This is a genomic window from Streptomyces sp. KMM 9044, assembly GCF_024701375.2.
GTDB lineage: Bacteria > Actinomycetota > Actinomycetes > Streptomycetales > Streptomycetaceae > Streptomyces.
Genome location: NZ_CP113910.1, coordinates 6,042,658 through 6,062,661, shown reverse-complemented (window position 1 = coordinate 6,062,661; position 20,004 = coordinate 6,042,658). Strand labels below are relative to the sequence as shown.

General features: G+C 72.9%; 19 protein-coding genes and 2 pseudogenes. 7 read left to right on the top strand and 14 right to left on the bottom strand.

The features are described 5' to 3' along the window. Positions 1-95 precede the first annotated feature (95 nt). A complete protein-coding gene (locus HUV60_RS27400; RefSeq protein WP_257849860.1) occupies positions 96-869 on the bottom strand; it encodes an SDR family oxidoreductase in 774 nt (257 codons plus the stop codon). Between the two features lie 242 nt (positions 870-1,111). Between HUV60_RS27400 and HUV60_RS27395 the strand changes: the two genes are divergently transcribed. Together HUV60_RS27395 and HUV60_RS27390 are read left to right on the top strand one after the other, a co-directional pair. Further along, complete coding sequence (locus tag HUV60_RS27395) at positions 1,112-2,389, top strand: exo-beta-N-acetylmuramidase NamZ family protein (RefSeq protein ID WP_257849859.1); 1,278 nt, start codon at positions 1,112-1,114, stop codon at positions 2,387-2,389. 534 nt (positions 2,390-2,923) lie between these two features. Then, complete coding sequence (locus tag HUV60_RS27390; protein ID WP_257849858.1) at positions 2,924-3,526, top strand: hypothetical protein; 603 nt, start codon at positions 2,924-2,926, stop codon at positions 3,524-3,526. A 53-nt stretch (positions 3,527-3,579) separates the two neighbouring features. Here HUV60_RS27390 and soxR read toward each other — a convergent pair whose 3' ends face one another. Further along, positions 3,580-4,080, bottom strand: a complete 501-nt coding sequence (gene soxR / locus HUV60_RS27385; protein WP_257849857.1) for a redox-sensitive transcriptional activator SoxR — start codon at positions 4,078-4,080, stop codon at positions 3,580-3,582. 129 nt (positions 4,081-4,209) lie between these two features. Between soxR and HUV60_RS27380 the strand changes: the two genes are divergently transcribed. Continuing rightward, positions 4,210-4,671 (top strand): MaoC family dehydratase, encoded by a 462-nt coding sequence (locus HUV60_RS27380; protein WP_257849856.1) that lies wholly within the window; start codon positions 4,210-4,212, stop codon positions 4,669-4,671. Between the two features lie 18 nt (positions 4,672-4,689). Here the strand turns inward: HUV60_RS27380 and HUV60_RS27375 are convergent, their stop codons facing one another. From HUV60_RS27375 to HUV60_RS27365, 3 genes are all read right to left on the bottom strand, one after another. Further along, on the bottom strand, positions 4,690-5,337 hold the full coding sequence (locus tag HUV60_RS27375) for a TetR/AcrR family transcriptional regulator (protein ID WP_257849855.1): 648 nt from the start codon (positions 5,335-5,337) through the stop codon (positions 4,690-4,692). 116 nt (positions 5,338-5,453) lie between these two features. Continuing rightward, the gene (locus tag HUV60_RS27370) at positions 5,454-5,741 is read right to left on the bottom strand and encodes a YiaA/YiaB family inner membrane protein (RefSeq protein WP_257849854.1); all 288 of its coding nucleotides are present in this window, start codon (positions 5,739-5,741) and stop codon (positions 5,454-5,456) included. Between the two features lie 97 nt (positions 5,742-5,838). Further along, positions 5,839-6,990 (bottom strand): acyl-CoA dehydrogenase family protein, encoded by a 1,152-nt coding sequence (locus tag HUV60_RS27365; RefSeq protein ID WP_257849853.1) that lies wholly within the window; start codon positions 6,988-6,990, stop codon positions 5,839-5,841. A 69-nt stretch (positions 6,991-7,059) separates the two neighbouring features. Here HUV60_RS27365 and HUV60_RS27360 point away from each other — a divergent pair, with 69 nt between their 5' ends. Then, on the top strand, positions 7,060-7,701 hold the full coding sequence (locus HUV60_RS27360) for a TetR/AcrR family transcriptional regulator (protein ID WP_257849852.1): 642 nt from the start codon (positions 7,060-7,062) through the stop codon (positions 7,699-7,701). Positions 7,702-7,769: 68 nt separating this feature from the next. On the opposite strand, the gene HUV60_RS27355 is transcribed toward HUV60_RS27360, so the two are convergent. The 9 genes and pseudogenes from HUV60_RS27355 to HUV60_RS27325 all read right to left on the bottom strand — a co-directional run bounded on the left by HUV60_RS27355 (position 7,770) and on the right by HUV60_RS27325 (position 16,315). After that, entirely contained in the window at positions 7,770-8,855 is a 1,086-nt protein-coding gene (locus HUV60_RS27355; RefSeq protein ID WP_257849851.1) for a Zn-dependent alcohol dehydrogenase, read from the bottom strand. Between the two features lie 15 nt (positions 8,856-8,870). After that, positions 8,871-10,259, bottom strand: a complete 1,389-nt coding sequence (locus HUV60_RS27350; protein WP_257849850.1) for an aldehyde dehydrogenase family protein — start codon at positions 10,257-10,259, stop codon at positions 8,871-8,873. A 428-nt stretch (positions 10,260-10,687) separates the two neighbouring features. Next, entirely contained in the window at positions 10,688-10,855 is a 168-nt protein-coding gene (locus tag HUV60_RS34095) for a hypothetical protein (protein ID WP_443047432.1), read from the bottom strand. 58 nt (positions 10,856-10,913) lie between these two features. Then, a complete protein-coding gene (locus HUV60_RS27345) occupies positions 10,914-11,705 on the bottom strand; it encodes an MFS transporter (RefSeq protein ID WP_443047431.1) in 792 nt (263 codons plus the stop codon). A 7-nt stretch (positions 11,706-11,712) separates the two neighbouring features. Beyond that, positions 11,713-11,874, bottom strand: a pseudogene (locus HUV60_RS34090) (citrate:proton symporter); the annotation flags it as partial. A 159-nt stretch (positions 11,875-12,033) separates the two neighbouring features. Then, a pseudogene (locus HUV60_RS27340) lies at positions 12,034-12,315 on the bottom strand (citrate:proton symporter); the annotation flags it as partial. Positions 12,316-12,646: 331 nt separating this feature from the next. Next, entirely contained in the window at positions 12,647-14,896 is a 2,250-nt protein-coding gene (locus HUV60_RS27335; RefSeq protein WP_257849849.1) for a molybdopterin oxidoreductase family protein, read from the bottom strand. A 184-nt stretch (positions 14,897-15,080) separates the two neighbouring features. Further along, positions 15,081-15,692: a TetR/AcrR family transcriptional regulator gene (locus tag HUV60_RS27330; RefSeq protein ID WP_443047550.1), complete on the bottom strand. Its 612-nt coding sequence runs from the start codon at positions 15,690-15,692 to the stop codon at positions 15,081-15,083. 56 nt (positions 15,693-15,748) lie between these two features. Continuing rightward, positions 15,749-16,315: a hypothetical protein gene (locus HUV60_RS27325; RefSeq protein ID WP_257849847.1), complete on the bottom strand. Its 567-nt coding sequence runs from the start codon at positions 16,313-16,315 to the stop codon at positions 15,749-15,751. A 176-nt stretch (positions 16,316-16,491) separates the two neighbouring features. Between HUV60_RS27325 and hmgA the strand changes: the two genes are divergently transcribed. The 3 genes from hmgA (at position 16,492) to HUV60_RS27310 (ending at position 19,930) form a co-directional block, all read left to right on the top strand. Further along, the gene (hmgA, locus tag HUV60_RS27320; protein ID WP_257849846.1) at positions 16,492-17,805 is read left to right on the top strand and encodes a homogentisate 1,2-dioxygenase; all 1,314 of its coding nucleotides are present in this window, start codon (positions 16,492-16,494) and stop codon (positions 17,803-17,805) included. Between the two features lie 114 nt (positions 17,806-17,919). Beyond that, on the top strand, positions 17,920-18,669 hold the full coding sequence (locus HUV60_RS27315; RefSeq protein WP_257849845.1) for a GntR family transcriptional regulator: 750 nt from the start codon (positions 17,920-17,922) through the stop codon (positions 18,667-18,669). Between the two features lie 25 nt (positions 18,670-18,694). Then, positions 18,695-19,930 carry a type ISP restriction/modification enzyme gene (locus HUV60_RS27310; RefSeq protein ID WP_257849844.1) on the top strand — a complete coding sequence of 412 codons (1,236 nt, stop codon included), beginning with the start codon at positions 18,695-18,697 and terminating at the stop codon, positions 19,928-19,930. Positions 19,931-20,004: the final 74 nt, after the last annotated feature.

Sequence of the window (20,004 nt, the reverse complement as noted above, 5' to 3'; positions counted from 1 at the left end):
GATCTTCCCATCCCTCGGCCCCGGCGCGCCGGGCAGGACCGCATCGCGGTACGCGGGGCCTCCCGCGCACCGGCGTCACCTGGTGTCGTCCGGCATCACCTGGTGGACTCCCAGTGCCGCTGGATGCGGTTCATTCCGCCGAGCCAGCGTTCCGGGTCGGCGGCGCGGGCCCGGTAGTACTCCGCGACCTCGGGGTGCGGCAGGATCAGGAAGCGGTCCTCGTCGATACCGTGGAACAGGGCGTCGGCCACGTCGTCCGGCTCGATCGCGGTCGGCCCGAGGACCAGGTCGCCCGCGCTGCCGCTGGCGGTGAGCATGTCGGTGCGCACGCCCTGCGGGCAGATCGCGTGGACTTTCACTCCACGGTGACGGTACGTCAGCGACAGCCACTCTGCGAAGGCATAGGCACCGTGCTTGGTGACGCTGTAGGGGGCCGTGCCGATCATGGTGAGCAGTCCGGCGGCGGAGACGGTGGAGACGAAGCGGCCGCTGCCGCGCTCCAGCCAGTCCGGGAGCAGCGTGTGCGCCGCGCGGACGTGGGCCATGACGTTGACGTCCCAGGAGAGTGCCCAGCCCTGCTCGTCGAGCGGGTCGCCGGGTCCCCCGCCGTCGCGGCCGACGCCGGCGTTGGCGCAGTAGACGTCGATCGTGCCGCCGAGCGCGTCCCGGGCGTCGGGGACGACGGACGAGGCGTCGCCCGGGAGCGCGATGCCGCCGATCTCGTCGGCGACGGCCTTGGCGCGGTCGGCGTCCAGGTCGTTGACGACGACCTGGGCCCCCCGGCCGGCGAAGCGGCGGGCGAGTGCCGCCCCGATGCCGCCTCCGGCTCCCGTGACGACCACCTTCGCACCCTGTACGGCTTCCATCATCGGCTCCTTCGGCGCGGCTGCCCGGTTGCTCCTCGGCCACGTGACCGCAGGGCCACCAGCCGTCCCGATCGCTCGGCGCGTCGTCGTGCGACGCGACGCACCGCGCCAGACTAACCGGTCGGTATGTCGGGTGGAAGGGAAAGGGAAGAGCCGAACGGCGGCGGCCCGGCTCGTTCCCCGGACGGTTCACGCGCGTTACCGTGCGTGAACATGACATCGGGAGCGATCGCGGAGGTCACGGTATGAGACTGTCCAGACGGAGCCTGCTCGCCACCACCGCAGCCACCCTCGCGACTGCCGCCGCGGCGGCCTCCCGGGGACAGGCCGAAGGGCCCGCGGGATCCGGTCCGGCGGCCCCGGCGGGCAAAGGGCGCGGCCTGCGCACCGGCTTCGAGCAGCTCTTGGCGGACGGGTACGCGCCGCTCGACGGGGAGCGCGTCGGTGTGGTCACCAACCCGACGGGCATCACCCGGGACGTGCGGCACATCGTCGACGTCATGCACGCCGACGACCGCGTGGACCTGACCGCCGTGTTCGGCCCCGAACACGGCTTCCGGGGCACCGCGCAGGCGGGCGGCTCGGAGGGCCGCTACAACGACCCGGCGACCGGGCTGCCCGTCTACGACACGTATCTGAAGAGCGGCAGGCCGCTCGCCGACGTCTTCACCGCGTCGGGCGTCGACACGGTCGTCTTCGACATCCAGGACGCGGGCGCCCGCTTCTACACGTACATCTGGACGCTGTACGACTGCATGGAGGCGGCGCAGCTCGCGGGCAGGCGGTTCGTGGTCCTCGACCGGCCGAACCCGGTGACCGGGCGGGCCGCCCTGGGGCCCGTGCTGCACCCGGAGTTCGCGACGTTCGTCGGGCGGCAGCCGATCGCGCAGGCGCACGGGATGACGGTGGCGGAGCTGGCTCGGCTGTTCAACGGCGAGTTCCTGACCGAGCCGGTGCGCCTGGAGACGGTACGGATGTCGGGCTGGCGGCGGTCCGACTTCTACGACGCCTCAGGACTGCCCTGGGTACCGCCCAGCCCCAACATGCCGACGCCCGAGACGGCCCTGGTGTACGCGGGGACGTGCCTGTTCGAGGGCACCAACCTGTCCGAGGGGCGCGGGACGACCCGGCCGTTCGAGCTCCTGGGCGCGGAGGGGATCGACGGGCGCTGGGCGGCCGGGGCGAACGGGCTGGATCTGGCGGGCGTGCGCTTCCGTGAGGCGTACTTCGCGCCGACGTTCTCCAAGTTCCGGGGGAGGACGGTCGGGGGTGTGCAGCTCCATGTGCACGACCGGGAGGCGTTCGATCCGGTGCGTACCGGGGTGGGCCTGCTGGTGAGCGCGAAGCGGGCGTGGAGCGGGTTCGCCTGGCGCCCGGATCACTGGATCGACCAGCTCACCGGCTCCGAGCGGGTGCGCACGATGATCGACGCGGGCGCGGACACGGACGAGGTGGTGGCCGGCTGGCGGGAGGGCCTGGCGGCGTTCCGGCGCACGCGACGGGAGTACCTGCTCTACCGCTGAGCCCGCCTCGGGCGGCGGTGTGTGCCGATGTTCCACCGCTGCCACCTGCGCGGACACCGCCCCCGCGGGGTTCCTCGCAGACCGCGGGGTGTTCAGGGGCGCGATCGGCACGCATAACGCCGCGGTCTTCAGGAACCCGTGGAGGCCGTGGAGAGTTCTCTGTCTGTCGGGGTGGTGCGCGCGGTACGCCGCGGCACGGGGCTCCCCCCCGACGGGAACCGGACTGTCGGGACGTTCCCGCCGCGCAGGGGAGCGGGCTGCCCGGGCAACCGCCTGGACAGCCGCCGAGGGCCGGGGCGGCGAGGGAGGCGGCCACGGACATGACCATGGAACGGACCACGGGGACGCCGTGGGGGACCACGGCTGAGGCACGGGGCACGGGAGTTGGCCCACGGCTCCGCGCGACCGGCCGGGGAAGGCCGCGGAAAGAGGGATGGAGCCGATTCGCTTGTCGATACGTCTACTCGACGACGTCCGTTCGACGACGCCGAAGTGACCGGATTACAGGTGCAGGTGTGACGGAGGTGCACGACGATGGCCGGTTTCCGAAGTCTGGCGAGACAGGTCCGGGATCCGCGGTCCGATCTGGCACTGCGGCGCTATTCGCTGCGCAAGTGCCTTGAGCGGTTCGCTCCGTACGGGCACAGGGCGACCTGGGACCATCTGTGCGCGCGTGCCGGATTCGACCCCGAGGACCGCTCCGTCGACCCGGCGCGGCTCGTGGCCGCACTGGACGAGTTGGAGGAGGCCCGCGCGGTCTGGCTGGGCTACGAGGGGGAGTTCGCCGAGCGCCGCAGGAAGGAGAAGCACGGCGGCCTGCGCAGGCCGGGCAGTGTGGACGACTGGCACCGGCTGACCTGGGGCGGTTTCGGCGTGGCCTGGTGCGACGACCCGCGGGTGCATCCGCGGGAACCGCTGGCCGAGGTGCTGCGGCGGTTGATCGCCGCGCTGGAGCGCGAACCGGGTGACGCCTGCCCCGTGTGCCGGGGGGAACGGCTCAGGTGGCGGTACGACCTGGACCACGAGCCGTCGGCGGGACCGGTCTGCGCGGACTGCGGAATCCTGGTGCCGCGTCCTGTTCTGACGACCGAGGCGCTGGCGGACGCCAGACGGTCGAAGCTGCTGGTGTCGGCCTGAGAGGTGTGGGGGTGCGCCGGGGATGCCGTGCCCCCACCGTCACGTGATGGCTGTCACGCGGTGCCGGCACCGGCCTGTGGGGCGCCCGGCCCGGCGGGACGTTTCCCGGCGAGCAGCCGTGAGCCCGTCAGACGGCCGCCGAAGACGTCGTCCGGGTTGGACAGGACACAGGAGTCGAGCGACAGGCAGCCGCAGCCGATGCAGTCGGTGAGGCGGTCGCGCAGCCGGTTGAGCTGTTCAATGCGCTCGTCCAGCTCCGCGCGCCACGCCTCGGAGAGGCGGGCCCGGTCGTCCCGCGGGGGAGTACGTTCCTGGGGCAGTTCGGCGAGCGCCCCGCGTATGGTGGCGAGCGGGATACCGACCCGCTGGGCGGCCCGGATGAAGGCGACCCGGCGCAGGGTGTCACGGCTGTGGCGACGCTGGTTGCCCGAGGTGCGCCGACTGCTGATCAGCCCCTTGGACTCGTAGAAGTGCAGGGCCGAGACGGCGGCGCCGCTGCGCGCGGCGAGCCGGCCGACCGTGAGTTCGTGGATCTTCTCCGGAACCTGGGGCACGCCTCGGAGGTTACCCACCCCGCGTGGCGGCCGGTCCGTTGACAACGCCCGCACCGCCGACCATGCTAAGCAGTCGCTTAGGTATGCGCGCGGTGGCGCGCGCGACCACGTGACGCGAGAGGCCGGGACATGGCAGAGCCGAGAATCTTCACGTCCGTCGACGATCTGAAGGCGGCGGTGGGCGAACAGCTGGGGTACACGGACTGGCTGGAGGTCGACCAGAAGCGGGTCGACCTGTTCGCCGAGGCCACCGGTGACCACCAGTGGATCCACGTCGATCCGGAGCGGGCAGCGTCGGGGCCGTTCGGCACGACCATCGCGCACGGCTATCTGACGCTGTCGCTGCTGCCGCTGTTCGGCCCGCAGCTGCTCTCCGTCGAGGGCGTGAAGATGGGCGTCAACTACGGTACGAACAAGGTGCGTTTCCCCGCACCCGTCCCGGTGGGATCGCGGGTGCGTGCCACCGCGAAGATCACCGCCGTGGACGAGGCGGGAGGCTGCGTCCAGGTGACCACGGCGTTCACCGTGGAGCGCGAGGGCGGCGACAAACCGGTGTGCGTGGCCGAGTCGGTGGCCCGGTACTACGTCTGAACCCGGGCCGGCGGTGATCTACTCCCCCGGGACGGTGTCCGTACGGTCTGCGCCGACCATACGCAGGACGAGGCCGGCGTAGAGGGCGCCGACCTCCTCGGGGGTGCGGGAGCCGTTGACGTTGAACCAGCGCGCCACGTCGATGCAGAGGGAGAGCACGGCGAGAGTGGTGCCCCGCACGTCGTTGACGTCGAACTCACCCGAGCGCACGCCCTCCTCGATGATCCCGCGCACCTCGGCGTCGACCTGCCGGCGCAGGGCGATGATCTCGGCGCGGGCGTCGGGGCCGAGCGCGTCGAGTTCGTACTGCACGACCCGTGCGGTGGTGCGCCCGACCGCGTGCCAGCGGACGAAGGAACTCACGGCCTCGGCGAGACGCCGGGTCGCGCTGCCCTCGGCGCGGGCCGCGGTCCGCAGGATGTCCAGGGCCTTCTCGTGGCCGATCCTGCTGATGCGGTGGAGCAGCTCTTCCTTGGTCTTGTAGTGGATGTAGAGCGCGGCCGGACTCATGCCGGCACGGCCGGCGATGTCGCGGGTCGTCGTGGCGTGGTAGCCACGCTCCGCGAACGCCTCGACGGCGGCGAGCAACAGCCGTCGGGCCGCGTCGGGCGTGACCTCACCCCACGGCTGCGCCTCGGCGCCGGCCGTCTCCTCCACCGTACTCATCGCTCACCCCATTCACTGGCAGGGACAACACCATACCGGCAAGGGTGAGCGATCGCTTAGGGCCTGCCCTTCGTCCGCTCCTCCGAGCGCGGACCGGGCATCGTCCCGTGGAATGCTCACAGCTTTTCGAAGGGGTCGTGTTCCGCGAGGAGCTTCTCCAGCCGCGCCTGGTCCACCCGGCTCACGATCTGGCCGGCCTCCTGACGGTCACGGATGACCTTGGCCAGGGTGAAGGCGGAGGTGACGAGGTACAGGACGGCGATCGCCATGAAGCCGCGCACCCAGGCGTCGGCCTCGAGCCGGATGATGCCGAAGGCGGTCGCCCCCAGGGCGACGGCGAACGAGACGACGGCCTGACCGTAGAAGGCCGCCGTGCTCTGCTGCTTGACCGGTGTGTCACTCATGGGGAACAGGGTCGGCGACCACGGCGGCGCGCGCATCCGTCCGGATACTCAGATCCGCCCCGGGCGGACTACTCGGACCGGCCGGCCCTCTCCGGTCTCAGAACGCCGAAACCCCGGTCAGCGCCCGCCCGATGACCAGCTTCTGGATCTGGCTGGTGCCCTCGTAGAGCGTCATGACACGGGCGTCGCGCAGCAGCTTGCCCGCCGGGTACTCGTCGATGTAGCCGTAACCGCCGTAGACCTGGAGGGCGTTGCCGGCGGCACGGACGGCCGCCTCCGAGGCGAAGAGCTTGGCCTTGGAGGACTCGACGGCGAACGGCTGCCCGCGGTCGATCAGATCGGCGACCCGCCAGGTCAGCAGCCGGGCGGCGTCGACGTCCACGGCGATGTCGCTGATCAGTTCCTGCACCAGCTGGTGATGGGCGATGGTCTTCCCGAACTGCTCGCGCTCCCCCGCGTACCGCACGGCCGCGTCGAGCGCGGCCTGGGCGATGCCGACACAGCCCGCGGCGACCGACATGCGCCCCTTGGCCAGGGCGGACATGGCGACCGAGAAGCCCTTGCCCTCGGGGGCGAGCCTCGCGGACGTGGGCACGCGCACGTCCTCCAGCACCAGCTCGGCGGTGGCCTGGCCGCGCAGGCCGAGCTTGCCGCGCAGGGGCCGACGGGTCAGGCCGGGGGTGTCGGCGGGCACGAGGAAGGCGGACACCCCCTTGTGGCCCGGGGCGTCGGTGGACCGGGCGAACAGCAGGACGACGTCGGCCCAGGTGCCGTTGGTGATGAACGTCTTGGTGCCGTTGACGACGTAGTCGCCGCCGTCGCGCACCGCGCGGGTGGAGAGGCTGCCGGCGTCGGAACCGGTGCCCGGCTCGGTGAGGCCGAAGCAGCCGACGTACGCGCCGGAGGTGAGGCCGGGAAGCCAGGCCCGTTTCTGTTCCTCGCTGCCCCAGACCGCGACGGTCTTCGCCACCAGCCCCAGGGACACGGAGACGATTCCGCGCACGGAGGAGTCGCCGCGCCCCAGTTCCTCGGTGACCAGGCAGTACGCGAGATGGTCGCCGCCCGAACCGCCGTACCGCTCGTCGATCGTCAGCCCGAGGAAGCCGAGGTCGCCCAGCTTCTTCACGATGCCCCGGTCGACTTCTTCGGCGCGGTCCCAGGCCGTGGCGTGGGGCGCGACCTCACGCTCGACGAAGTCCCGGGCGAGCCGGCGGACGGCGCTCTGCTCCTCGCCGAGTTCCAGGTTCATGGCAGTCACCCAACCCCGGGATTTTAATTACCACTGCTAGTTTTCTGGTGCAGCCCTACTATGTGCGCCATGGCCCGACCGCGCAAGCCCCTGCTCAGCACCGACCGGATCGTCGAGACGGCACGGGAGCTCGTGGACGCGGAGGGTCTGGCCGCCGTCTCCACACGCCGGCTCGCCGCACAGCTGGGGGTCAGCGGGCCCTCGCTCTACCACCACTTCCGCGCCAAGGACGAGATCCTCGAGGCGGTGGCCGACTCGGTGAGCGCGCTGGTCGACCTGTCGATGTTCGAGGACGGCCGGGACTGGCGGACCGCGCTGCACGACTGGGCGGTCTCCTACCGGTCCGCGCTGCGCGCCCACCCCAACATCGTCCCGGTCCTGGCCCGCGGCCCCGGCCGCCGCCCGGCCGCCCTGCGGCTCGCCGACGCGGCCTACGGCGCGATGGTCGAGGCGGGCTGGCCGCCCGCACAGGCCACGTCCATCGGCGCGCTGATGCGGTACTTCATCATGGGCTCGGCGCTCGGTTCCTTCGCCGGCGGCTTCGTGGACGACGCGGACGCCTACGACCCCGCCGACTATCCCCACCTCGGCCAGGCGCACCTGCTCGCCGACCAGCAGGAGAAGATCGACGAGCGTGCCTTCGAGACGGGCCTGACGGCTCTGCTGGACGGCCTGGCGGGGCAGTACGAGCAGGTGCGGGGCACCGGGTAGGGCCTCTCGCGCCCTTCGGCCCCCACCGAAGTGTCCGTACCGCGTGCCGGGGCGGACGGTTCAACGGTTCAGAAGACCACCAGAGCCCGTCCGCCCCTGCCCGCCAGCATGTTGTCGAAGGCGGCCGGGATGCCGTCCAGGGCGATCCGTTCCGTGACGAGAGCGCCCAGGTCGAGCCGGCCGGAGCGGATGTGTCCGGCGAGAACGGGGAGGTCGCGGGCGGGGTCGGAGTTGCCGTAGACGCAGCCCGACAGGGTCCTGCCCCAGTGGAAGATCTCCAGGGCGTTGAAGGTGACCTGCTGGTCCTTGCCGCCGATGCCGACGACCGCGGTACGGCCGCCGCGCCGGGTGGACTCCCAGGCGGTGCGGATGGTGACCGCGCGGCCCACGCACTCCACGGCCACGTCCACGCCCTGCTTCCCGGTGAGGGCCCGGATCTCGCGGGCGGTGGTGTCCGAGGCGACGACGTACTCGGTCGCCCCGGCGAAACGGGCCAGTTCCTCCTTCTCCGGGGAGACGTCGACCGCGACGATCGTGGCCGCTCCCGCGATCCGGGCCGCCTGGAGGGCGGCGAGGCCCACTCCCCCGACGCCGAACACCGCGACCGACTCACCGGGCCCGACCTGCGCGCAGTGGTGGACGGCACCGTAGCCGGTGAGCACCGCGCAGCCCAGCAGGGCCGCGTCGGTGAGCGGGACGCCGTCCGGGGCGGGCAGGACGCAGGACGCGGGCACCACCGTCTCCTCGGCGAAGGCGGCGACGTTCAGGCCGGGGTGGAGCGCGGTGCCGTCGTCGGCGCGGTGGGCGTGCACCGCGCCGACGCCGCTCAGGGCGTCGGCGCACAGCCACACCTCGCCGCGCGCGCAGGCGGGGCAGGCGCCGCAGGAGGGCGCCCAGTTGAGGACGACGCCGTCACCGGGCGCGACCCGGGTGACGCCCTCACCGACGGAGACGACCGTGCCGGCCCCTTCGTGGCCCAGCACCGCCGGGACCGGGAGACGCATGGTGCCGTTGGTCAGGGACAGGTCGGAGTGGCAGACCCCGGCCGCGGCGAGCCGGACCCGGACCTTCCCGGGGCCGGGCTCGGGCAGGTCGATCCCCGTGATCTCCAACGGGGCGTCGACGGCGGACAGTACAGCGGCACGGACAGCCATGATGGTGGGACTCCCCTAGAACTGGAGGGACTTGGTCTGGAGATACTCGGTCAGCCCGTGCACACCGAGTTCGCGGCCCACGCCCGACTGCTTGTAACCGCCGAAGGGCGCGAGGGGGTTGAAGCGGCCGCCGTTGATGTCGACCTGGCCGGTCTCCATGCGGCGGGCGAACGCCGCCGCCTGCGCCTCGTCGGCGGCCCAGACCGCGCCGGCGAGTCCGTAGACGGTGCCGTTGGCGATGCGCAGGGCGTCCTCCTCGTCCTCGTAGCGCAGGACGGACAGGACGGGGCCGAAGATCTCCTCCTGGGCGATGGTCATGTCGGGGGTGACGTCGGCGAAGACGGTGGGGCTGACGAAGCAGCCCTGTTCGCGTGGCGCGTCGGGGCCGCCGGCGACCAGGCGTGCGCCCTCGGCGACACCCTTCTCGATGTACCCGCGCACCCGTTCCTGCTGCTTGGCGTTGACGAGGGGGCCGATGCGGTCGCCGTACTTGGCGGCGGCGGCCGTGGCGAGCTCGACGGCCTCGTCGTACTGGTCGCGGTGGACCAGCATGCGGGTCCAGGCGCTGCACGTCTGGCCGGAGTTGGACATCACGTTGGCGACGCCGACGTTGACCGCCCGGGCCAGGTCGGCGCCGGGGAGGATCACGTTGGCGGACTTGCCGCCCAGTTCGAGGGCGACCTTCTTGACCGCACCCGCGGCGACGGCGCCGATCCGGCGGCCGACGGCGGTGGAGCCGGTGAAGGAGACCAGGTCGACGCCCGGGTGCTCGGCGAGGGCCTGGCCCGCCACCGGGCCGAGACCGGTGACCAGGTTGAACACGCCGGCCGGGACGCCGGCCTCGTGCACCGCCTCCGCGAGGAGCCGGGCGACCAGCGGGGTGTCCTCGGCGGGCTTGACGACGATCGTGCAGCCGGCGGCGAGGGCCGGGGCGGCCTTGGCGACGATCTGGTGCAGGGGGTAGTTCCAGGGGGTGATCGCGCCGACCACGCCGACCGGCTCGTGCAGGACGGTCGAGTTGCCCGTCCGCTCCTCGAAGGGGTACGTCGCCGCCAGCTCGGCGTACGAGCCCGCCACCGCGATCGGCACGGCCGCGTGCACGGCCTGCGAGAGCTTCAGGGGTGCGCCGAGTTCGGCGGTCACCGTCTCCGCGATCTCGTTTTGCCGGGCCACCAGCACGTCCCGGAGCGCGGCGAGACGGGCGGCGCGCTCGGCGGGTGTGGTCGCGGCCCAGGCGGGGAGGGCGGAGCGGGCCGCCCGCACGGCGGCGTCCACGTCCTCGGCGGTACCCGCGGGGACGGTGGCGATCACCTGCCCGTCGGCCGGGTTCACGACCTCGATCACGTCCGGACCGGCGGCGGGGCGCCAGGCGCCGTCGATGTACATGCCGTCGTATGCCTTCATCGTGCTTCCTCCGGGGCGGGGCGTCGTCGTCCACCTCATAAACTAGCGGCGCTAATTTAATGACGCCAGAGGAACGAGGACACGGGGCGGCGGCTCCGGTGCCGGAGGCCGGGGCGTGCGTGCGGGCGGGCGGGGGCGGCGGCACCCGACGGAGACCGGGCCGGTCCGCGCGGAGCCGCGCCCGCCCGGTCCGGACGGGGTCGCTCCCGGGTTCACGCGCCCCCGTGAACCCGGGAGCCGTCGGGACGGCCCCGGAGCGCAGGCCCACGAGGACCTCGCGGCGCTGCCGCACACGTGGTAAAACGCCCCGCCGCATGCTGCCCGGATCCCCTACCGCCCGGGCCCGTGCGGACGAACCGGACCTCGCCGGCCGTGGACCGGGGCGCGCCCCCTGCCTGCGCCCGGCCCTCGCGCGGCAGGCCCGCCGGTCAGTTCGTGGTGGGCCGGGCCGGGTCGGACTCCTCGGGCCGGCCCGGCGCGTCGGTGGCAGGCGTCCCCCTGGCGCCGGTGGGCTCGGCGGGCCGGGACGGCGCACGCGGCGCCGCCCCCGCGGAGACGAACAACAGCGCGCCGAGCATGACGAGCGGGGCCGCCACACCCGTCAACCCGGCGGTCAGGCCCGCCCCGGCGGGCGCGGCGACCTGGCCGAGACGGTTACCGGTCAGGCGGGGGCGAGGGCGGTGGAGCGGGCGCCGGCGGGGGCGGCCCGGACGACGGTCGTCGTGGAGAGCGGCTGGCCGACCCCAGGCGGAAGCCGGGCACCGCCGGCATCAGCGCCAGGACCCGTACGGACACGGGCAGGGCGATGCCCGCGCAGAGCAGTGCCGCCGGGAGACAGGTCACCGTCAGCAGGACGGTGCGGCCGACGAGGCGCAGCAGCGGGGTGAGGACCAGCCGGCAGCCGATGGTGGCCGCGGCCCGCGGGCTGAGCAGCAGACCGGTGACGGACGGGGCTACGTCCCGCTGCTCGCCGACCACCGGGAGGCAGGCGGTGAGGATGTCGGTGGCGGACAGGACGGCCAGGCTGACGAAGGTGCCCGCGGGGACGCCCCGGGCCCTCAGGATGCGCCCGACCGGGACGCGCGGAGCCGGCGCCGCGCGGGAGCCGGGCGGCACCGGGTGCTCCGTGCCCCACAGCGAGGTGAGCGCGATCGCCGCCCCCGCACCCGCCGCCAGCAGGGCGAGGGCGCTGCCGGCGGCTCTGTCGGCACCGCCGACGAGCGCGCCCGCCGCGACCGGGCCGACCAGTTGCCCGAGGGACGCGCCGATGGTGAAGTGGCCGAATTTGCGGTCCTGTTCGTGCGGCGCGGACTGGCGGACGACGAGTGACTGGGCTCCGATGGCGAAGCAGAGGTGGCCGAGCCCTGTCACCCCGCTCCACAGGGCCATCGCCCACCGGGAGCCGGCGAGCCCGCTGAGTGCGCAGCCGCCGGATATGAGGACCACGCCGACCGCCGTTGGCCATCGCGGCGACACCGGCCATGACGACGAGGCTCGTCTTCAGGCGCTTGTCCAGGGGGTACATCGCCGAGACGGTGATCATGAAGGTGGTCGAGCCGTCGCCGTCCAGTGACACGATCGCGGCGAGCAGCGCGGTACCGAGGACGCCCCGGACGATCGGATCGGCCCTGCAGCACCCGAGGACGCCCCGGACGATCGGATCGGCCCTGCAGCACCCGAGGACGCCCCGGACGATCGGATCGGCCCTGCAGCACCCGAGGACGCCCCGGACGATCGGATCGGCCCTGCAGCACCCGAGGACGCCCCGGACGATCGGATCGGCCCTGCAGCACCCGAGGACGCCCCGGACGATCGGATCGAAGAGACCGACGTCGGTCATCACACCGAAGTAGACGATCGCGAACATGAGCATCGCCGCGGTCGGGGCGGGGGTGGACACGTCGTCGATGACGCAGTCACCGAGGTGGGCGCCCTTGCCGACGGACACGCAGAACAGTGCGGGGATCAGTACGAGCGCCGCGATCGGCGACATCTTCTTCAGCATGATCAGGACCAGGGAGGTCGCGATCATGGCGAAGCCGAGGATGGTCGGCATGGAGTGGATTACCCGACATTCGCCCTCGGACATCCCACCAGGGCCGGCGGTGCGACGACGTCAGGTCCCGCTCGGCAGCGTGAACAAGACGCTGACGTGCGAGCAATGACTCTGTTGCTCAATTCGGGGGAGGGTCACGCACCGCATCCGGGAGGGGCGGGCCGGGACTAGACCGCTTCCTCGCGAGGCCCGTTCCCTGCGCCCCGTCGACGGGCCGGCGTCACTCTCCGCAATGGAGCAACAGAGTCAGTAATAAGCGCAAAACACCAGGTCACAACTTTACTCAGGTCGGCGCGGTGACAGCGCGGTGCACTTTTCGGTCACGGGGCGGTCAGGGAGCGGTTCCGGGGGCTGTCCCGGGCGCGATCTCGACGGGCACCCCGTTGAGCACGGCGTTGCCCGACAGCGGGTCGAGGAGGCTGCCGTCGAGCAGCTGGTTGACGTTGACACCGGGGTCGGCCGCGGCGTGCCGCAGCCGGGTGCCGGGCCGGTCGTGGCCCCAGCCGTGCGGCAGGCTCACCACGCCCCGGCGCAGCCCGTCGGTCAGCTCGGCGGGCGCGGTCACCTCTCCCCCGGCACCCCGGACGCGTACCGGCTGCCCGTCCTGGATACCGACGCGTTCGGCGTCGTCGGGGTGGATCTGCAGGGTGCACCGGTTGGTGCCGCCGGTGAGAGCGGGCACGTTGTGCATCCAGCTGTTGTTGGAGCGCAGATGGCGGCGGCCGACCAGGACGAAGCCGTCGGGGCGTGTGCCGAGGGCTGCGCGCAGCCGGGGAAGGTCGGCGGCGATCGGTTCCGGCAGCAGCTCCACCCGGCCGCTGCGGGTCCTCAGGGGCTGCGGCAGGCGGGGGCGCAGAGGTCCGAGGTCGATGCCGTGCGGGTGGGCGAGCAGCCGGTCGAGGGTGAGGCCGTCCGGATCGGCGCCGAAGCCGTCGCCGTAGGGGCCGAGGCGGAGCATCATGTCCAGCCGCCGCTCGGGGCCGCCGTGACCGGTGAGCAGTCCGGCGAGTTCCTTCGGATCACGGCCGTGCACCGGGGAGTGCGGGTCGTTCACCGCCCTGCCGAGGGCCTGGTCGACGACCAGCCGGTCGACGTCCTCCGGGTCTGCTCCGTGCGCGCCGGTGGCGGCGAGGACGAGCCGGGCCAGGATCTCGGTCTCCGCCATGCGGCCGGGTTCCAGCGGGAGCGCGGGACGGGTGTAGCGGACCTGGTTGCGTACGGCGAGGGTGTTGAAGGCGAAGTCGTGGTGCGGGCTCTGCGCGGGCGGGGGCGGGGGCAGGACGACATGGGCGTGGCGCGAGGTCTCGTTGAGGTACGGGTCGACACTGACCATGAAGTCGAGGGAGCCGAGCGCCTTGTCGAGACGGTCGCCGTCGGGCGCGGACAGGACCGGGTTGGCGGCGACGGCGATGAGGGCGCGCAGCGGTTCGCCCGCGTCGGTGGCGGTGTCGATCTCCTCGGCGAGGGCGGAGAGCGGCAGTTCGCCCTTGGCCTCGGGGTGCCGGCTCACCCGGGAGTGCCAGCGTCCGAGGGCGAAGCCGCGGCCCGGTCCGGCGGGGCGCGGGGTCTTGTCGGTGGCGGCGCGGGGGAAGAGCGCGCCACCGGGCCGGTCGAGATTGCCGGTGAGGATGTTGAGGACGTCGACGAGCCAGCTGGCCAGGGTGCCGTGCGGGACGGTGCAGCTGCCGATGCGGCCGTAGACGGCGGCGGCGGGGGCGGCGGCGAGTTCACGGGCGAGGGTGCGGATGGTGCCCGCGTCGACGTCACAGGCCGGGGCAACGGCCTCGGGGGTGAAGTCCTGCAACGCGTCGGCGAGTTCGGCGACGCCCTGCACGTGGGGAGCGCAGTCCCCCAGATCGACGAGGCGCTCCTCGACGAGCACGGATGCCATCGCCGCGAGCAGCAGGGCGTCGGTGCCGGGCCGGACGGAGATGTGCCGGTCGGCGAGGCGGGCGGTGCGGGTACGGCGCGGGTCGACGACGGTGAGGGTGCCGCCGCGGGCCCTGAGCGCCCGGAGACGGCCGGGGAAGTCGGGTGCCGTGCACAGACTTCCGTTGGACTCCAGGGGGTTGGCGCCGATCAGCAGCAGGTGGTCGGTGTGGTCCAGGTCGGGTACGGGGATCGCGTTGGCGTCGCCGAACAGGAGCCCGCTGGACACGTGCTTGGGCATCTGGTCGACGGTGGACGCGGTGAACAGGCTGCGGGTGCCGAGCCCACCGACCAGGAGGGGCGGATAGAGGGCGCCCGCCATGGTGTGCACGTTGGGGTTGCCGAGGACGACCCCGACGGCGTTCGGACCGTGGCGTTCGACGACGGGCCGGATGCCGGCGGCGACGGCGTCGAACGCCTCCTCCCAGCTGGCCTCGCACAACACGCCGTCGACCCGGACGAGCGGGCCGCGCAGCCGGTCGGGGTCGGCATCGACAGCGGGGAAGGAGGCGCCCTTGGGGCAGATGAACCCCTTGCTGAAGACGTCGTCGCGGTCACCCCGGGCGCCGGTGACCCTGCCCTCGTCGAGGGTGAGAGCCAGGCCGCAGGTGGCCTCGCACAGGGGGCAGATACGAAGAGCGGTGCGGGACATGGGACCTCCCGGGTACGGCGGCGGTGACGCACGGACAGGCGGGCGAGCGGAGGGACGGGCCCGCAGGCAGACGGACGGGCCAGGAGACGGCCGGACGGACGCCCCGAGCATACCGACCGGTATGCATGCGGGGGAGTCTTTTGCCGGTGCTGTTCGCCGGCGCCCCTCGTCGGAGCCCTCCCGCTCAGTCCAGTACGCGTGCCGGACAGGCGCGCAGCGTCTCCCGCAGATCGGCGATGATCTTCTCGTCACCCTCGGGGGCCACTCGGAAGGCCGGGCGGACAAGAGCGCCGGCGGTCCCGACGGCGATGCGGAGGCCGCGGCGCAGCACGTCGTCCGGTTCGCGGTCCAGGTAGCCGGACAGCAGGTCGGCGAGGTGGTCGGCGACGTAATGGTCGGGTTCGGCTCTGCGGGTTCCGACGGGCATCCGGTGACCGAAGTCGACCAGGGAGAAGCCGGGTGCGGTGCGCTTCCCGTCCAGGCACTCGTCGGGCACGACGCCCATGGCCCGCCGCCGGTCCGGGGCGCCGGTGGCGGCCTTCAGGCGTTCGACGACCTGGTGCGCGAAACGCTCCGGGGTGCGCCGGGCCGGTGTGTCGGCCCTCCCGAGCCCGCCGCCGAAGAAGCGGCAGACGGAGCCGACGGGCACACCGGCGCCCTGCGCGACGGCGCGGATGCTCAGGGCGTCGCGGCCGGCCTCGCCCGGAAGCGCGGCGCGGGCATCCAGGATTCCGGCCGGCCGTTCGGTGCTGCGACGCCGCACGGGCGTGCGACGGAGGGAGGCCGTGGGGGGCACGGGCACGGGCTTCATCGTGCTTCCGGGTCCCGGCCGGGTGCACCCCGGCCCCCGGCTCACCCTGTCGCGGTCGGGTCCGCGGCGGGCCCCCTGGTCGCGTCCGTGGTCGTGTCCGTGGTCGGGCTCGGTTCCGAGACCGTGATGTCGGCTGTGCCCTCCACCGGCTTTCCGCGCACGGCCCACACCGAGTCGTCGTCCGCGTGGAGACGGACGGTGACCTGGTGCGTGCCCCGCCGGACCATGTGCGGGGAGAGGTGGTGGCCGGGAGCGCGCAGCAGGGCGACGAGGCGGTCGTTCACGTAGAGGTGGGCGAGGCCGCGGCCGGGCACCGCACGGTGGGCGCCGTCCGGCGAGAAGCGGAAGTTGCGTAAGCGCAGCCGTACGTCCCAGCCGCCGTCGGTGTCGGGCATGACCTCGACGCCGACCTCGGGGGCGTCCTTCTCGTCCACCTCACGGTAGGGCCGGCCCTCGTCGTCCCGCTCCTCCAGGAGCCTGCCGACCGGCGACGGCGACCCCGTGCCCTGTTCCCGTTCCTGGGCAGCACGCGAGCCGCAGCCCGCGGATCCGGCCATCAGGACGCCGCAGACCGCGAGCGCGGCGGCCAACCTCCCCGTCCACACCATGCGGGGGAGCGTAGAACAGGCGTCCGCTCGCGCGGATCCCCCTGGAGTCGGGTTCCGTGTCCTCCGTCGAGAGGAGGGGCGGAGTCCTGAAGGAGTAGGCCGCGCGCCCCTCTTGCGCCGGGGAAACCGCAATCCTACGGTATTGCATAGGAATCGCACACAAGGGAGCAGTGAAAATGAGCGGGGAAGCGCGCAAGGCCGCCGAGGGACTCGGTCACCTCTCCGGTTTCGGCAACGAGCACAGCTCCGAGGCGGTCCCGGGCGCCTTGCCCGAGGGGCGCAACTCGCCGCAGCGCGCGCCGCTCGGGCTGTACGCGGAACAGCTGAGCGGTACGGCGTTCACCGAGCCGCGGGCCCACAACCGCCGCTCGTGGCTGTACCGGATCCGCCCGTCGGCCGCACACCCGGCGTTCACCCGCACGAGCAACGGGGCGATCCGCAGCGCACCCTTCAACCAGACGGTGCCCGACCCCAACCGGCTGCGCTGGAACCCGCTGCCCGCACCGGAGGAGGGCACGGACTTCCTGGCCGGCCTGTGGACCCTGGGCGGCAACGGCGACGCCACCCAGCGCGTCGGCATGGCGGTGCACCTCTACCACGCGAACGCGTCGATGACCCGGGTGTTCAGCGACGCCGACGGTGAGCTGCTGATCGTCCCGGAGCAGGGCGGGCTGCTGCTGCGGACCGAGTTCGGGCTGCTGCATGTGGAGCCGGGACACATCGCGCTGATCCCCCGCGGGGTGCGCTTCCGTGTGGAGCTTCTGGACGATGCGGCCCGCGGCTATGTGTGCGAGAACTACGGCGCCGCCTTCCGGCTCCCCGACCTCGGCCCGATCGGCGCCAACGGGCTGGCGAACGCACGGGACTTCCGGGCACCCGTCGCCGCGTACGAGGACGTCGAGGGCCCGGTGGAGGTGGTGAACAAGTTCTGCGGCAACCTCTGGTCGGCCACCTACGGCCACTCCCCCCTGGATGTCGTCGCCTGGCACGGCAACCATGTGCCGTACACCTACGATCTGCGCCGTTTCAATGTGATGGGCACCATCTCGTACGACCATCCGGACCCGTCGGTGTTCACGGTGCTGACGGCGCCGAGCGATACGCCGGGACTGGCGGGGGTGGACTTCGTGGTGTTCGCGCCGCGCTGGCTGGTGGGCGAGGACACCTTCCGGCCGCCGTACTTCCACCGGAACGTGATGAGCGAGTACATGGGCCTGGTCGAGGGGACCTACGACGCGAAGGCGGAGGGGTTCGTGCCGGGTGGCGGCTCGCTGCACACCATGATGTCGGCGCACGGGCCGGACCGGGAGACGTTCGAGAAGGCGAGCGCCGCCGAGTTGCGCCCGCAGAAGATCGACGACGGTCTCGCCTTCATGTTCGAGACACGCTGGCCGGTGTCCCTGACGCCGCAGGCGGCACGCGCGGAGCACCTGCAGCAGCGCTACGACGATGTGTGGCAGGGCCTCGAGCGCCACTTCCGTACGCCGTAGCCGGGTGGTCCGGGTGGCCCCCGCAGTCCGGTTCGGCTCCGGGGTGTCGCAGCCCATGCCGACACCCCTGCGCCTCACATTGCACTGAACGTTTCCGACCGGTACGGATAGCCCGTGACCTCCTTCGCTCCGGATTCGATCGTCCTGAATCGCAAGTTGCCGCTCTGGTACCAGGTGTCGCAGTCGCTGCGTGCCTCGATCCTCGGCCGCTCGCCCCGGGACCCGCTGCGCCTGCCCACCGAGGAACAGCTGGCCAGGCACTACGGGGTGAGCGTGCTGACCATGCGGCAGGCGCTGAAGGAACTGGAGGACGAGGGACTGATCACCCGTCACCGCCGGCGCGGCACGTTCATCGAGCCCGACGCCCACAGGGGTGCCCCGGTGCGACTGCTGGGCTCGGTGGACGCGATCGTGGCCCAGCAGTCCGGCATGACGACCGAACTGCTGGAGCACGGCACCGCGCCGGTGCCGACCGAACTCGCCGAGTACTTCCCCGGACTGACGCAGACGACGGCCTACCACCGGCTGCGCAGTGACGAGAAGACCGGCGAGCCGACCAATCACGCCCGCAACTACGTCCGTCCGGAACTCGCCGCCCGGATCGATCTGGAGGATCTGCGGCGATGGCCGATGACCAAGGTGCTGCGGGACATCGCCGGGGCGGACATCAGCCGCATCACGGACACCGTTCAGGCGCGGCTCGCGGATCCGGAGACCGCCCGCCTCCTCCAGGTGCCGCTGCTCAGCCCGATCCTTCACTACACCGGCATCACCTACGACACCGACGGCAGCCCCCTGGACGTGGCCGTGATCAACTACCGGGGCGACCGCTTCTCCTTCACCGTGACCCTGGAAGCCACCTGACCCCGCCCGCCCGTCAAGTCGTACGATGCCCAGCGTGACGCAGGACGACGCTCCGCTGCTGGCGGACCTCATGCCGTGGTCCGTCGCACCGCCGCGACTCGGCCGGGGGTGGCCGGCGGCGCCCGATCCGGCGGCTCTGAAAGCCCGTTGGGACACCCTGATGAAGGCGGCGGGACCGGACAGGGAGGCTCTGTTCCAGCCGACCCGCTCGCGGACGGGGCGCACTGCGGTCGGTCAGCTTCCGCGCCTGCCGGGCGGGACGGAGCGGCTGGAGCGCGCCTCTGGCCCGTGCCCGGATCCGGTCCGTGTGCTGCGTGCCCCCTTCGACGAGCAGTGGCTGATCCCCGACCAGCGGCTGATCGACGCGGCCCGCCCGGAGCTGTGGCGGGTGGCGGACGAGCGGCAGGTCTTCGCCGTCGAGGCCGGACCCGCCACAGGGCGCGGGGGCCGCGCGCGGGGCGGCGCCGTCGGAACCGACGGCGCCGGTGGCGCCCCCGGTCCGCCGCTGCTCGCCACCTCCCTGCTGCCGGTGTTCCGTCCCGGCCGGGTCCGCCCGCTGTACCGCCGGCCCGGGGGCACGGAGCCGAACCTGGCCCCGGGCCTGTCCGAGCACCTCACGGCGCGCCTCGGCCGGGAGGCACCGGCCGTCGACGTGCTCGCCTGGACGGTGGCCGTGGTACGGCCCGGCCCCGGAGGACTCACGGTTCCCCTCACCGGGGACGCCGGCATGTGGGACGCGGGTGTGGAGGTGGGGCGCCGGATGCTGTGGCTGATGCGGCGCGACGGGGAGCGCCCCCGACTCCCGGGCGGACGCCGCCCCTATGTCCGCGCCCCGCTCCCGTCCCACCCGTCGGCTGTCCGGTACGACCGTGCCGAGGAGGCCCTGTGCTTCGACGAGGGCCGCATCTCGCCGGTGCCGCCGGCGGCCTGGGACTTCGAGATGGCCGGGGCCCGGGTGCTGGAGCGGTGGTGCGCGGCCCGCACGGAGGAGGCCGGGCCGGGGACGCTGGAGGCGATCCGGCCGGCCGGCTGGTCGCAGACCTGGACGTCGGAACTCCTGGAGCTGATCACGGTCCTCGCCCTGCTCGCCGCACTGCGCCCGCGGCAGACCGCGTTGGCGGGCAGTGCGACGGCCGACCCGGTCACCCCGGCGGAACTGCGTCAGGCGGGCGTGCTCCCTGTACCCCGGTCGGCGCGTGAACCCGCCTCGGTCCTGGACGCACACGAGGAGGGGCCGGAGGGCCAGCTCGCGCTGATCTGAGACCACGCCGATCCCGACTGCGCCGCATCGGCAACGCTGACGGTCGGGGAAGGGCAGGAGCCCGCACGCTCCTG

Bases quoted from the DNA above. Each gene is read 5' to 3' on its own strand.
- HUV60_RS27375 (WP_257849855.1), bottom strand. From the start codon at position 5,337: ATGAGTACGGTGGAGGAGACGGCCGGCGCCGAGGCGCAGCCGTGGGGT.
- HUV60_RS27360 (WP_257849852.1), top strand. From the start codon at position 7,060: ATGGCCCGACCGCGCAAGCCCCTGCTCAGCACCGACCGGATCGTCGAG.
- HUV60_RS27400 (WP_257849860.1), bottom strand. From the start codon at position 869: ATGATGGAAGCCGTACAGGGTGCGAAGGTGGTCGTCACGGGAGCCGGA.
- HUV60_RS27365 (WP_257849853.1), bottom strand. From the start codon at position 6,990: ATGAACCTGGAACTCGGCGAGGAGCAGAGCGCCGTCCGCCGGCTCGCC.
- HUV60_RS27355 (WP_257849851.1), bottom strand. From the start codon at position 8,855: ATGGCTGTCCGTGCCGCTGTACTGTCCGCCGTCGACGCCCCGTTGGAG.
- HUV60_RS27380 (WP_257849856.1), top strand. From the start codon at position 4,210: ATGGCAGAGCCGAGAATCTTCACGTCCGTCGACGATCTGAAGGCGGCG.
- HUV60_RS27325 (WP_257849847.1), bottom strand. From the start codon at position 16,315: ATGGTGTGGACGGGGAGGTTGGCCGCCGCGCTCGCGGTCTGCGGCGTC.
- HUV60_RS27390 (WP_257849858.1), top strand. From the start codon at position 2,924: ATGGCCGGTTTCCGAAGTCTGGCGAGACAGGTCCGGGATCCGCGGTCC.
- hmgA (WP_257849846.1), top strand. From the start codon at position 16,492: ATGAGCGGGGAAGCGCGCAAGGCCGCCGAGGGACTCGGTCACCTCTCC.
- HUV60_RS27370 (WP_257849854.1), bottom strand. From the start codon at position 5,741: ATGAGTGACACACCGGTCAAGCAGCAGAGCACGGCGGCCTTCTACGGT.
- HUV60_RS27395 (WP_257849859.1), top strand. From the start codon at position 1,112: ATGAGACTGTCCAGACGGAGCCTGCTCGCCACCACCGCAGCCACCCTC.
- HUV60_RS27335 (WP_257849849.1), bottom strand. From the start codon at position 14,896: ATGTCCCGCACCGCTCTTCGTATCTGCCCCCTGTGCGAGGCCACCTGC.
- HUV60_RS27310 (WP_257849844.1), top strand. From the start codon at position 18,695: ATGCCCAGCGTGACGCAGGACGACGCTCCGCTGCTGGCGGACCTCATG.
- HUV60_RS27350 (WP_257849850.1), bottom strand. From the start codon at position 10,259: ATGAAGGCATACGACGGCATGTACATCGACGGCGCCTGGCGCCCCGCC.